13 protein-coding genes are annotated in these 13906 nt (G+C 38.2%); 8 read left to right on the top strand and 5 right to left on the bottom strand.

Features of this window, described 5'->3' with window-relative positions; genetic code table 11:
* Positions 1-89 precede the first annotated feature (89 nt).
* From H1R81_RS05725 to H1R81_RS05715, 3 genes are read left to right on the top strand one after another with little or no spacing between them, the layout of a single operon-like run.
* The gene (locus H1R81_RS05725; RefSeq protein ID WP_181839701.1) at positions 90-1007 is read left to right on the top strand and encodes a serine hydrolase; all 918 of its coding nucleotides are present in this window, start codon (positions 90-92) and stop codon (positions 1005-1007) included.
* 5 nt (positions 1008-1012) lie between these two features.
* A complete protein-coding gene (locus tag H1R81_RS05720; protein ID WP_181839700.1) occupies positions 1013-1855 on the top strand; it encodes an MBL fold metallo-hydrolase in 843 nt (280 codons plus the stop codon).
* Positions 1856-1878: 23 nt separating this feature from the next.
* Positions 1879-2607 (top strand): hypothetical protein, encoded by a 729-nt coding sequence (locus H1R81_RS05715; RefSeq protein WP_181839699.1) that lies wholly within the window; start codon positions 1879-1881, stop codon positions 2605-2607.
* A 47-nt stretch (positions 2608-2654) separates the two neighbouring features.
* Here the strand turns inward: H1R81_RS05715 and H1R81_RS05710 are convergent, their stop codons facing one another.
* Positions 2655-4562, bottom strand: coding sequence for an ABC-F family ATP-binding cassette domain-containing protein (locus H1R81_RS05710; RefSeq protein WP_181839698.1), 1908 nt, complete (start codon positions 4560-4562; stop codon positions 2655-2657).
* A gap of 59 nt (positions 4563-4621) precedes the next feature.
* Positions 4622-5491, bottom strand: a complete 870-nt coding sequence (locus H1R81_RS05705) for a carbon-nitrogen hydrolase (protein WP_181839697.1) — start codon at positions 5489-5491, stop codon at positions 4622-4624.
* A gap of 340 nt (positions 5492-5831) precedes the next feature.
* Between H1R81_RS05705 and H1R81_RS05700 the strand changes: the two genes are divergently transcribed.
* Positions 5832-7577, top strand: a complete 1746-nt coding sequence (locus H1R81_RS05700; RefSeq protein WP_181839696.1) for a gliding motility-associated C-terminal domain-containing protein — start codon at positions 5832-5834, stop codon at positions 7575-7577.
* Between the two features lie 2 nt (positions 7578-7579).
* Here H1R81_RS05700 and H1R81_RS05695 read toward each other — a convergent pair whose 3' ends face one another.
* Entirely contained in the window at positions 7580-8650 is a 1071-nt protein-coding gene (locus H1R81_RS05695) for an Ldh family oxidoreductase (RefSeq protein WP_181839695.1), read from the bottom strand.
* A gap of 206 nt (positions 8651-8856) precedes the next feature.
* On the opposite strand from H1R81_RS05695, the gene H1R81_RS05690 reads away from it, so the two are divergent.
* Genes H1R81_RS05690 through H1R81_RS05675 form a run of 4 tightly spaced genes read left to right on the top strand, consistent with a single transcriptional unit; the run spans position 8857 to position 12001 of the window.
* On the top strand, positions 8857-10464 hold the full coding sequence (locus H1R81_RS05690) for a mucoidy inhibitor MuiA family protein (RefSeq protein WP_181839694.1): 1608 nt from the start codon (positions 8857-8859) through the stop codon (positions 10462-10464).
* A gap of 37 nt (positions 10465-10501) precedes the next feature.
* Positions 10502-11293, top strand: coding sequence for an inositol monophosphatase family protein (locus H1R81_RS05685; protein WP_181839693.1), 792 nt, complete (start codon positions 10502-10504; stop codon positions 11291-11293).
* A gap of 22 nt (positions 11294-11315) precedes the next feature.
* On the top strand, positions 11316-11840 hold the full coding sequence (locus H1R81_RS05680) for a YfiT family bacillithiol transferase (RefSeq protein WP_181839692.1): 525 nt from the start codon (positions 11316-11318) through the stop codon (positions 11838-11840).
* Positions 11837-12001, top strand: a complete 165-nt coding sequence (locus H1R81_RS05675) for a FeoB-associated Cys-rich membrane protein (RefSeq protein ID WP_181839691.1) — start codon at positions 11837-11839, stop codon at positions 11999-12001. Before H1R81_RS05680 ends, H1R81_RS05675 begins: the two co-directional genes overlap by 4 nt.
* Before the next feature lie 51 nt (positions 12002-12052).
* Here the strand turns inward: H1R81_RS05675 and H1R81_RS05670 are convergent, their stop codons facing one another.
* Both H1R81_RS05670 and H1R81_RS05665 read right to left on the bottom strand, forming a co-directional pair.
* Positions 12053-12838 carry a queuosine precursor transporter gene (locus H1R81_RS05670; RefSeq protein ID WP_181839690.1) on the bottom strand — a complete coding sequence of 262 codons (786 nt, stop codon included), beginning with the start codon at positions 12836-12838 and terminating at the stop codon, positions 12053-12055.
* A gap of 183 nt (positions 12839-13021) precedes the next feature.
* A complete protein-coding gene (locus tag H1R81_RS05665) occupies positions 13022-13906 on the bottom strand; it encodes a DUF2911 domain-containing protein (RefSeq protein WP_181839689.1) in 885 nt (294 codons plus the stop codon).

The following is a 13906-nucleotide window of genomic DNA, read 5'->3' as shown; positions in this document are numbered from 1 at the left end:
TATGTTTGTGACTAAAAAAAGAATATCCATACAACTGTATTACCAAAGCCACGGAAAATTTCCTATATTCGTGGCTTTACTATACCCCTATGAAAAAAAAACTACACTTCATTAGCTTATTAATTATTCTCAGTACTCCTTCTTTTACTTTTTCTCAGAATTTAAAAGAAGACCTGAAACTCAAAACTAAACTTCAGGAGGTTCTAAAAGGTTTTAACGGAGATGTGGGTATTTATGTCCGTAATCTGAAAACCAATAAATTTGTAGCTATCAATGCCGATACGGTTTTTCCCACTGCCAGTATGATTAAAATACCAATTATGATTGGTACGTTTGATAAAATAAGGCAGGGAGCATTAAAGTATGAACAAGAATTAGTTTACAGAGATTCTTTACACTATGATGATGGCATTGTAGGTTCTCTGAAAGACAGTACCAGAATTCCTCTAAGCTATGTAATGATGCTTATGTGTACCGTCAGTGATAACACTGGTAGCCTTTGGTTACAGGCTTTATCTGGTGGTGGCACGCGAATCAACACCATATTAGATTCTCTTGGGTTTCAGAATACAAGAATGAATTCAAGAACACCTGGCAGAGAGGTAAATCGAACTAAATATGGCTGGGGGCAAACCTCTCCGAGAGAAATGGCGAATTTGTTAACTATGATAAGACAGGGGAAAATTATTTCACGAGCTTATTCGGATCGAATGTATCGTAACCTTGGCCGGCAGTTCTGGGACCAGGAAGGACTTTCTCAAATACCTGAAAATGTGAAAGTAGCTACTAAAAATGGAGCGGTCAATCGTTCTCGTTCTGAAACAGTATTAGTGCATGCGCCTCGTGGCGAATATGTGTATAGTATAATAACTAAAAACCAGAAAGATGAATCCTGGGTGCGGGAAAATGAAGGTTATGAATTGTTACGCAAGGTAAGTGCTTTATTATGGCATCATTTTGAACCAAAATCTGACTGGAAACCTGTTGAAGGATACGAAAAACTTTAAAGACTATGATTCAAGCTTTTCAGAAAGACCAGCAACTATTAAATGACATCAGAAGTTCTATTCATCAGACCGAAGGTTTCAGAGTCTGGTGGTTAGGTCAAAGCGGATTTTTAATTCAATACAATGGCAAACACTTGCTTTTTGACCCATATCTCTCAGATGCGTTGACAAAAAAATATGCCAATACCGATAAACCGCACATACGCATAAGCGAGTTGGTGATAGCCCCCAATGAATTAGATATGATTGATGTGGTGACCTCATCACACAATCATACCGACCATTTAGATGCTGACACCCTGCTACCGATTTTCGACAGAAATCCTACTATTATAATGGTAATTCCAGAAGCTAACCGGAAATTTGTGGCAGAGAGACTTAAATGTAATGAAGATTTTCTTGTATGCCTGAATGATAATGAGCATATTGAAGTTTACCCTTTCAAGCTTTATGGAGTTCCGGCGGCACACAATGAAATGGAAAGAGATGAAGCTGGGAAATTGAAATATATGGGTTTTATAGCCGAATTTGGCTCATACAAAGTTTATCATTCAGGTGATACTCTATGGTATGAAGGTATGGTAGAAATCTTAAAGCCATTTAAAGTAGACATTGCTTTTTTACCAATCAACGGCAATAAACCTGAACGCAAAGTAGCAGGAAATCTAAATTTTGAAGAAGCGGCGAGGTTAGGCAAAGAGATTGAAGCAAAATTGGTTATCCCCCATCATTATCACTTATTTGAGTTTAATACAGAAGACCCGGAAAACTTTGTAGCCCAGGCAGATGAGTACGGCACGCCTTATAGAGTTTTACGATTAGGGGAAAGAATTGAAATTATTAAATAAATATTACCTCACAATTATAAAGAATGAAAAAAATCCTTATTCTTTTAACTTTAGGCTTTGGCACTTTATCTTGTACCAAAGAGTCATCTAAATCAGAGAATGAAATCCCTGACTCATCAGCTACTATTTCGATTGCTCATGTCAGTAAATCTGATTTAGGAAATACTATCTGGGTAAATGCACGTTATTTGGAGACACTCGAGCAAACGAAATCCCCCTTGAAAGCGAAAATATATGCCGATACAGTGATGGTATCATTTAACACGACTGCTGATACAGCTAATATGGTCTGGAATTTCCACGAAGGCTCGGCATTTAGAGTGAAAAAAGGCGATAGACTTGAGCTGTTTAATATCTATGAAGAGAAACCGACGCCAGAATATTCTGGAAATGTTGATGAATCAACTTTAAAATTAGAAAACACAAGTTTTAAAAAGGTTAATACGGTTGGTTTTATAGAGAAAAAATTCTGGATAGGGAAATACAATTCCAATGGAAAAACAATCGAGCTACGATCAGATAATCAACTCCTTGGCATGGAGGGATATGAAACCTATAGAGTCTGGGCAGATTATATAACAACTCAAACAAATATTGATTTAATAGATTTTGGCAAAAAGGATAGCGACAAAACAAAGACCTACGGCTACAAATTTGCAGGTGATGAAATTGTATTTTATGATTTTATCTGGGAGGATGATGGAATAATGGGTAAAGCTGGCAAAGAGGTTTTCAGATGGAAGAAGCAATAAAATTTAAAAGCCCCATTTCTCCTGATCAGAAAAATGGGGCTTTATTTTTAGGCAATTTCCATCATTTTATTTTCCCAAACCTCATTCATTTTTATTAATTCGGCCTTGGTTTGTTCGTAATCGCTATTTGTTTTTTGCAAAGTAGCACTATCTCCAAAAATTGTCGGGTCAGCCAGCTTCTCCTCTAAAAGCGCCTTTTTATTTTCTAAATCAGTGATTTTTGCTTCAACCTCTCCAATCTCACGCTCCAGTTTCTTAATCTCATTTTGATTTTTGGTATTAACCGCTACTAATGGAGCAGGTTTTTCTTCTTTCTTTACAGGTGCAGGGGGTGGTATTGGTGCGGCCTGCTTATTATTTTTGTTTTCCTCAACCCAGGTTTCATATTCATCATAAGTACCTGGATATTCTTTAATCTGATAATCTTCAATATACCAGATTTTATTAGCAACCTGACTCACAAAGTGACGGTCATGGGAAACAACCACATAAGTGCCTTCATATTGGTCTAAAGCCTGAATCAGTATATTTACCGATTGCATATCTAAGTGGTTGGTAGGCTCATCTAATAACAGGAAGTTCGCTTCTGAAATCAATACTTTTGCCAATGCCACACGAGATTTCTCACCTCCTGACAGAACCTTTATTTTTTTAAATACATCCTCTCCCTGAAACAAGAAACAGCCTAAAACCAGACGCAACTCCTGTTCAGTTTTGGCAGAATCAGCATACTTCAACTCTTCCAGTAAGGTTTCGTCCATATGTAAAGACTCTAACTGGTGCTGCGCAAAGAAAGAGAAGTTTACATTATGTCCTAATTTTCGGTTTCCGTTTATATTTTCAGTTCCGGCAATAATTCTTAATAAGGTAGATTTTCCCTTACCATTAGCACCAATCAATGCAATCTTATCCCCTCTCTCAATATTAATAGTCGAATCTTTCAGAATCACCTTATCACCATAAGCCTTATTCACATGCTCCAGAGCCATTACATTCCGTCCAGGATTCACACTGAATTTAAATTTAAAGTGCACACGTGCATTCGCATCAATCACATCATCAATCAAATCCAGCTTATTCAAAGCCTTCACACGGGATTGTACCTGACGAGATTTAGAAGCCTTAGCTTTAAAACGCTCAATAAAACGCTCGGTCTGACGAATCTGTGCCTGTTGGTTTTCAAAAGCACTCTTCTGAATCTCACTTCTTAGCGCTTTCTCCTCTACAAAGAAAGAATAATTTCCCGGATATGACCAGAGCTTATTCTGTGTTACCTCAACAGTTGTGTTACAAACATTATCCAGGAACTCACGGTCGTGAGATACTACAACCACCGCGTTTTCATAGTTCACAATATATTTTTCAACCCATTGGATGGACGGTAAGTCCAAGTGGTTGGTAGGCTCGTCGAGTAGCAGTAGCGATGGTTTTTGCAAAAGCAATTTAGCCAACATTACACGCATACGCCACCCACCTGAAAACTCTTTCAACGGTTTGTGTAATTCTTCAGTCTTAAAGCCAAGTCCTTCTAATATCTCTTCGGCTTTTGATTGAATGGTGTAGCCGCCCAGATGGTCAAATTCCTCTTGCAGATGCCCTAATTTATCAACCAGTTCGTCACGATAATTTACCTCCATTTCATGAAGTACCTTATCGATTTCTATTTGCAGGAAGTTTTCACGCTCGAAGGCCTGCATAGCAACAGCCAGAATAGAGTCCTGTGTCTGGTATGATAATAAATCCTGATTCAAAAAACCGATAGTGGTATCACCAGATTTTGAGATACTTCCGCCATCAGGTTGGTATTCTCCAACAATCAGTCTCAACAGGGTTGATTTCCCCATCCCGTTCAGACCAATCAGCCCGACTCTATCTTTGGGTTTAATCTGTAAGCTTGCTCCATCAAAGATGGCTCTTCCACCAAAATAAAAGGATAAATTATTAATTGTAAGCATTTAAAAATTCTATTAAACCACCGGTAACCCGATGTAATTTTCTTTGGATATGTTTTTAGTTATTCGTCAATATATCTTTTCAGAATCGGGCCGTAGCTATCAATTCTTCTATCCCTTAAATAAGGCCATGTTGTACGATATTTTTCCGTAAGGTTTAGGTCAATTTCCTGCACATGTACTTCTTCTTTATCATGAGATGCCAGATAAAGCAAGCTTCCGAATGGATTAGCCACAAAACTACCACCCCAGAATTTCTGGTCAGCCTCCTGCCCTACTCTGTTGACTGATACAACGTGCACGCCATTGGCTACTGCATGACTTTTTTGAATCGTCTGCCATGCATTATATTGTTCAATATTTGCTTCCTCCTGTTCCTCATTGGTATCCCAACCGATAGCAGTCGGGAAAAACAGAATCTCCGCCCCCATCAAAGAAGTAATACGTGAAGCCTCAGGGTACCATTGATCCCAACAAATAAGGACACCTATTTTTGCAAATTTTGTATCAAAAACCTTATAGCCTAAATCACCTGGTGTAAAATAGAATTTCTCATAATAACCCGGGTCGTCAGGAATATGCATCTTACGATACTTACCCATATAAGTCCCGTCAGCATCAATCACTGCGGTAGTATTATGGTATAATCCGGCAGCACGTTTTTCAAATAATGAGGCGATAATCACCACATTGTTTTCTTTGGCTACCTCTGACAAAGTCATCGTAGTAGGTCCGGGAATCGATTCAGCTAATTTAAAATTGTCATGGTCTTCTACATCACAAAAGTAGAGCGAAGTAAATAATTCTTGCAGACAAACAATATTTGCTCCACTTTCAGCTGCTTTCTTAATTCCGGCAATGGCTTTATTCGTATTTTCAGTCACATCAGCCGAACAAGACATCTGAACTAAGCCAACCTTAACTTTTTTCATGTATTACGAGTTCTGTGAACTGCAAAATTACGAAAAAATATCAGATATTTTCAGAACATTTCTTACTGTGCCTTACCTCTGTATGCAATTTATTTAATCAAATAATCAACTATTGGATGGGCATAATGAATCTGGTTACAATTAGGGTACGTTAAAAATACTTTGAAAGGAGCTTTTATATTTCATTAAACTATTATTTTTATAAAAAACTCGTGAGAGCCAACGCTTTACAACCATTTTTCGTCTATATCAATACCAACCCTTGCATCTGAACACTTCCCCACTTTTACATAGAAAACTGCTGTGTGAATTATAAATTTCACTCAAACAGATATATGTTATGAGAAAAGGATTACCCCGATTATTCTTTGCTCTGTTTTATGCGTTGTGTGGCCATGCCCAAATGACCGATTTATCTAATATCGGCTTTGAAATGGGTAATACCAATGGCTGGGTTTTGTCTTATGGCAGCGTCTATGATTCTGGTCAGAAGTTTTACTATGGTGTTGAAAACCCTGGCACAAGAGGTAAAGAGCATTACGTAACAAGCCTCAATGATGGTAATGATCCTAAAATTACAGCCGAACCCATACCAATGGTAGCTCCTGGTAGCACTCACTCTATCAGAATAGGCAATACAGACACAGGCGATCGATTTGCCAGAATCAGAACGTCTTTCGTTGTTACTCCAGATAATACTTTATTTCAATACAAATTTGCGGTTGTGCTTGAAAACGATGTATCAGGCCATCTGGCCTTTCAGAAACCGGGTTTTACTATTATAATCCGCAACCAAACGGGACAGGAATTAACGTGTAATACTTTTGACGTACAACTATTGCAAGATGGTACCGCTGATGGTTTTAAGTCGCAGGGTGTATATCAATATAGACCCTGGACAACCGGAGCAGTAGATTTAAGAGATTATGTCGGGCAAATCATTTCAATAGAAGTAACAGCACATGGCTGCACTAAAAATTCTCATGAAGGCTACGCCTATTTTGATGCCCAATGCCTGAAATCAGAAATAAAAACTACCTCTATTTGTCCCGAACCTGATGGTGATCTCACTTTGAAAGCACCCGATGGCTTTAAAAAATATACCTGGAGCACCGGAGAAACCACACCAACTATTAAGGTAAAAGCAAAATTAGGTGACCCATACTATGTAAAAGTAGTCCCGATTGGTAGTTTGAGTGATGACTGTGAACTTAGGTTAGATTACACCATTAAATATCAGGACGGTAAAAGTGAATTACATATCTCGATTTGTGACGGACAGAAATTTACGGTCGAAGATCAGGATTACACAGCACCAGGCCAGTTCATAAAGAACATCAATCGCTTTGGCATTTGCGATAGTGTTGTTACGCTTAATCTGACCGTAAATCCTTTAAACTATTATACACAGGATAAAACCATTTGTCAGGGACAGGTATTGAAAGTAGGTTCTATGAGTTATACCACACCCGGAATTTATGTAACAAAAGTAGAGTATCCTAACCCTATATGTGATAGTGTTATCACTACCTATCTGACGGTCAGAAACTTTGATTTACCCATACAAGTGCATGATCTCAGTTTAATGCTGGGTGATAGTATTGAACTTAGCGCACTGGCAAGCCCGGCAGGAAATTATTTGTATGAGTGGTTACCTGATGATAATAGTGTTTATTGCGCCAATTGTGCCGAAACCTGGGTAAAACCAACTGACAATACCACCTATAAGGTTATAGTGAATGATGACCTGTGCAAAAAAGAAGAATCTTTTAATATTAAAGTCAATACTTGTAGTACCACTTATGCCCCACAGGCATTTTCTCCAAATGGGGATAGCATAAACGATGTATTCTTTATTTATGGAGCAAAGTGCGTGCGGCAGATAAAAGAACTAAGTATCTTCGACCGATGGGGAAATAATATATTTATCAAAGAAAATATCCCACCCTCGAACGCAGAGTATGGTTGGAATGGCACTTATCATGGACAAATTGCGCCGCCAGGAATCTATACATATAAAATATTAATAGAGTTAAGTGACGGAGCAATTGTGAAAAATCAAGGTGCAGTTACATTGTTAAAATAATATCAGAATTTTACGTTAAATCTTTCTCCTAAACCTTTTAAATCTTCAATCACTTTTTCATTTAATGGGATTCCATCCGCTCTTCTGATTTTTTCCAATTCTCTCTCAGGATCGCCTGGAATCAATACAGGACTACCACTGATATGCTTAGCTTCTCTGAAACGTTTAATCCAAGTATCCATACTTTCCTTAAACTCTTCCTTCGGTCGGAAACCATCAATACGCATCGCTCCTAAGAAATGTCCTGTGCCTTTACCAACCTGTTCGGCTGCCACGCCATGAAAACCTGCCGTAGCAAATGGCGGCACCCAAGGGCCAAAATTAGCTCCTGATAATACGCCGGAAAAAATATCCACTACAGCTCCTAATCCATAGCCTTTATGGCTACCATGTTCACGGTCTCCGCCTAAAGGCAAAAGCCCTCCCCCATTTTTAATGGCATTAGAATCGTCGGTTGACCCACCGTTGGCATCCTGTACCCAACCGATCGGGGCAGGTAGCCCTTTACGTTGCAGGATTTCCAATTTACCATATGCTACGGCTGTAGTAGCAAAATCGGCCACAAATGGTGGTTGCTTTCCGGCTGGCACAGAAACAGCAATAGGGTTGGTTCCCAACATTTTTTCTGTGGCAAAGGTCGGTACTACTAATGGCGCCGCATTGGTCATTGCCCAGCCAATCATATCTTCTTGCAGAGCCAACATTGAATGATAACCTGCTATACCAAAGTGATTGGAATTCTGAACTGAAATCCAGCCTGAACCATATCGTTTGGCCTTTTTCATGGCTACCTTCATAGCAAACGGTGCAACAACCAGTCCTAATCCCTTATCTCCATCAATCACTGCCGTTGAGGGGGTTTCATGAATAATTCTGATTTGTGGTGTTGGATTCAAACGGCCATTATCGTATAATCTCACATATCCTGCTAAACGAGCTGTTCCATGAGAATCTACACCTCTTAAATCGGCGGAAACCAATACATCAGCAGCAAGTCTGGCATCTTTGGTAGAACAGCCAAAAGCTTTAAATATTCTTTCGGTAAAACTTCTTAATCTTTTTTCCTTAATCATTTTTTCGATTGCTAACAATCACCGAACTCACTCGATGAAAATATATTGTATCAATTTTATTTTTTCAGCAAAGGAAAATAAAAAACGGCAAACCCAATATTTTTTCTTAAAATTGTCTTCAAGATTAGCTAAATTTCAGGCAATTAAAATCGTTAATGTGTTAAGCTAAACACATTCAACCACCTTTCTTTCTAAACCTATTTGTTATGAAAAAATCTTTTTTCACAGGCTCTCTGTTCATTACCTTGCTATTGGGTATGCGAATCTTTGTTTTCTCTCAGAATCAGATTCGTGTAGATGCTGACAATCAACATATTACAGTTTTTCTGAATCGTGCACAAATTGATGCAAAAGTAAGTGCTAAAGTTCAGACAGGGACTACCAAGGTCATTATCAGCAATGTAGCCTCAACCATAGATGCCAATAGTATTCAGGTAGGTGGTAAAGGTGATGTAGTGATTATGGGTGTGAAATTCAAGCATAATTATTTAGGAAATAAAAAGCGAAATGTATTGGAGGATTCTATCAGGATTACCAGAACCGAGGTAGAAACCATTGATATGCTGATAAAAGTGGCTGATAACGAGCGGAATATGTTGATGGCAAATGCCAGTATCAAAAACGAAAAAGATGGAGTAACTCCGGAAGATTTAAAAGAAATGCTTGATTTCTTCCGCACTAAACTCACTGAAATAGGCACCCGCCAGATGCAATTGTCTCGACAATCAAAAGAAGCCAATGATAAATTAGCTCGTTTGCAACGGCAGCTTACTTCACAAGGAGGGAATCTCAATCAACCTGCCGGAGAAATAGAATTAACCGTATCATCTAAAGCCAATGCTACCCTTGACATTAATCTGAGTTATGTGGCTAATGCCGCCGGTTGGTCACCTGTTTATGACATAAGAGCCAAAGATACAAAAGGAGACATAGCTCTGGCTTATCGTGCCAATGTATATCAAAGTACTGGTATCGACTGGAAAAACGTAAGACTCACGTTATCAACATCAAATCCATCAGAGGGTGGTACAAAACCAGAATTATACACACAGTATGTGAGTGTTTATGAGCCAGTGGCTAACGCTAAAGCTATGCGTATGGTGTCTCCTCCTCCAAGTGTTAACGAAGTGGCTGCTGTCGTTGCAGATTCAGAGAAAGAAGCTGGTTTTGCCACAACTGCCGATTTTGTCAGCACTATTCAAACCACTTTAGCGGTAAACTTTGACATTTCAATGCCTTATACAGTTATTTCAGGAGGAAACCCAGAAATGGTTGATATTCAGAATTTTAATCTGCCTGCTACTTACAAATATTATGCTGTTCCAAAATATGACAGAGATGCCTTTCTGACTGCCATTATCACCAATTGGGAAAAATACAATTTGCTTCCGGGTAATGCAAATATTTATTTTGAAGGCACATTCGTAGGTACTTCAACCATTGCTAATAATGATACTAAAGACTCTTTATTGATTTCGTTGGGTCGTGATAAAAAAATCATTACCAAACGTGAAACAATTGAAGCGTTTAAAACACGCAGAAATATTGGTTCGAATGTCAGAGAATCTTTTGGGTTTAGAATCACGCTAAGAAATACCAAGAGCGAACCAATCAATATTGTGATTGAAGATCAGGTGCCTATCTCACAAGATAGTAGAATTGAAGTTGAAACGGAAGAGTTACAAGGCGCTGACTATAACAAAGAAACCGGGAAGCTCATCTGGAATCTGACTTTGCAACCGCTCGATAACAAAGAAATTATTCTAAAATATAACGTTAAATATCCGAAAGGGAAAAATATACAGGGTTTGTAAAATATTATTCGAGCTGGAAGCTCATGCTAAATAAAATATGAATTTAGAAAAAATCTGTCAGGAAGTAATTCTGGTAGCACAGGAAGCAGGACAATTTATTGCCACAGAGGCAAAGAAATTCAGTACCACATCAGTTGAATATAAAGCGGTAAATAACGTAGTATCATATGTTGATAAAGAAACAGAGAAACTGATTGTCGGTAAACTGGAACAGATTCTGCCGGATGCCGGATTTATTACAGAAGAAGGAACGGCTGACACCAAAGACATAGAGGGATTAAACTGGATTATTGACCCACTGGATGGTACAGCTAATTTCGTCCATAATCTGCCTAATTATTCAGTAAGTCTGGCTTTAGCAAGAGGCAAAGATGTACTGGTAGGTGTAGTTTATAATGTCTGTACACAAGAGACTTTCTCGGCAACCAAAGGTGGCGGGGCTTTTAAAAATGGTAAAAAAATAAGTGTGTCGCCTAACAAGCATCTTGGTGAAAGTCTATTAGCAACAGGATTTCCTTACTATAAATTTGAGAATCAGGACAGATACCTCAAAATATTAGAATCTCTTATGCAGAAGACACATGGTTTGAGGCGGATGGGTTCGGCCGCTATTGATTTAGCCTACGTAGCCTGTGGGTATTTTGATGGTTTTTACGAATACAATCTCAATGCCTGGGATATGGCGGCCGGTATATTATTAATTACTGAAGCAGGTGGGACTGCGACCGATTTCGGAGGCACGAACGAACATCTTTTCAGAGGTGATGTAGTGGCAGGATCGGCAGTTCATGAAGAACTATTGGCTGAAATACAGCGTTACTGGTATTGAAACACCTTTTAAATAACCGCTCATGACACTTGAACAACTGAAATATCCGATTGGAGACTTTGTTTATGGAAAAAAATATACCTTGCGTGATACTAAAGCACACATTAAGGTTTTAGAAAAACTTCCCCAACGGCTCAAAGCTTTAACTGCTAAATTGACCGATGAAGAATTAAATACTCCTTATCGCCCGGATGGCTGGACTGTCAGACAGGTAGTGCATCATATCGCTGATAGCCATATTAATATGTTTACACGCATTCGATTTGCTCTGACTGAACAAAATCCGCCAATAAAAGGTTATGATGAAGCAGCATGGGCACAATTGCCTGACCATCAAATGCCAATTAAGCCCTCATTGCAAATTGTTGAAGGCGTACATAAGCGAATGGTATTTTTATTTAAAGGTCTTGATAAACAGTCATTAAAAAAGACCTATTATCATGGTGGTTATCAGAAGTCTTTTGAAATTCAGGAGGTTATTGCTTTGTATGCCTGGCATTCAGAGCATCATTATCAGCATATTTTACAAGCATTAGGAAGAAGATGATAGAAAATATTGTTATTGGTGTCGTATTTTTAGGCGCTTTGGCTTATTTAGGAAATACAGTCAGAAAACAGTTCGCAGTCAACAATAATGCCGGATGCGCAAAAGGCTGTGGTACCTGTCAGGTGGATATTTCAAAAATCCCAACGATAAAAGAGCAGTAAATACTTCTCTTTTATCGTTAAAATATAACTACTTTTAGCATCCTGGGATACTTACATCGGGGTAAATGTGGCTTCATCAATAATTTTATGCGCGTGCTCTTTTCCTAAATACTTATCAATCAGGTTATGTGCTAAGTATATCACTGGTGTTAAAACCACCGCTACAACAAATTTATAGATATAGTTATTAGTACCCGTCGTGAATACCTCTGTTAATGTCCAGTTATTAAATACATAAAAAGCAATAAATACAACAACAAAACTATCTATTAACTGCGACACAATGGTTGAACCCGTAGCCCTCAGCCAGATCATTTTATTATTGGTATATTTCCTCAACCAATGAAAGACGGTTGCATCTAAAACCTGTCCTACAAGAAAGGCCGAAATTGAACCCAGAATTATTCCAAGACCTTGTCTGAAAATAATCTTATATGCATCATTGATGTTCAACGCGTTACCAGATAAATCTTTATTATTGTGGTTTACCCAGAATTCAGCGGGTGTAACAATCGTTGAAATATAAATAATGATAAAAGCATAGGCAATTAATATGGCCGTCAGGTAAGATATCTTTCTTACACCGCTTTTACCAAAGTATTCATTGATAATGTCAGAAGTAATAAAAACAAAAGGCCAGTTTAATACCCCGGCGGACATGTTAAAATCAAATTTCTGACCAAACAGAGGTAATTGTAAAGGAGCAATACCTAAAGTCTGCTCAACCGAGAAAATTTTTGAGCCAATGATTTCTGCTACGATGGCATTGGTCAAAAAAATACCACACAGAATTATATAAAGTGTTTGTTTTTTAGAATTGATTGAGTCAGTAGTCATGGATAGTATTTAATAATAATCTGTCACCAAGCAGTGATTGTTTAAAGTTAAGTTTAAATCTTCTTTTCTCAAATATTTTATGATTTTAATAATTACGGAAGTACAATATTATAACTCATATTAAAGCAAAATCCCAAATGGTATAGACTCCATTCGGGATTTTGCTTTAAGTAAGTACTATAATCAGGCCTTTTTCTTTTTCTTGACCGGAGTGGTAACACTTGGGGCCTCTGTTGGAATTTTCGCCTTCAAATCTGTAATACCTTTTTCGATGCTATCTTTAAAAAACGGATAAACGCCGTCGCCATCACCTAAAGTCTGTGCTTTTAATGCAAAACCTAAAGCCTCAGATGGTTTTCCTAATTTATCAAGAATCTGTGCTTTAATCCAGTTATTACGGAAGTTTTCACGCAAGGTTAATGACTTGTCAACCAAAGTCAAGGCTTTACTCAAATCCATTCCTTTATTTAGCATATACTCAGCCGCTTGCTGGAAAGCACCTGCGGCATCATTATTTTTTTGTACCAATGCAGTTTCCATAGCAGTCACGTTATCAACCCCAATTGCCAGGGAAACTTTTGTTTTCTCCCATGAAATGTTCAAAGTAGCTGCATCATCTTTTACATCAGAAAAATCTATTGTAAACGATTCAACTGTCGGTACTGTTTGATTAGGCGCTGTTACTCTCAATACATCGCTTGATTGACTGTAGCTCTGTTCGGTCACATTAAGGTCTTTGCTAAAAATAACAGTCCAGTTGGTTGCATTCGGAATTGACATAATCGCATATTTACCTGCTTTAAGAGTTTTTCCTTGTATAGTAATATCACCTGATGTTTCAAATTTTGTGGAGGCGTTCGCTCCTGTACGATATACTTTATCAAAAGGAATTAGTTTGCCGAAAATCTCCCTACCTCTCAACATAGGGCGAGAATAATCAACTGAGATTTTTGTAGTTCCAACCACCTGAGAAACAGAAGCAGCCGGGCTTGGGGCAGGAGCTACCTGAGCAAAAGCATAAGTTGCTGACAATAAACAACTTACAATAAGACATGTAATTTTTTTCAT

This window comes from Emticicia sp. BO119, from assembly GCF_013912375.1.
In the GTDB taxonomy this organism is placed as follows: domain Bacteria; phylum Bacteroidota; class Bacteroidia; order Cytophagales; family Spirosomataceae; genus Emticicia.
This window is presented reverse-complemented; position numbering and strand designations above follow the sequence as displayed.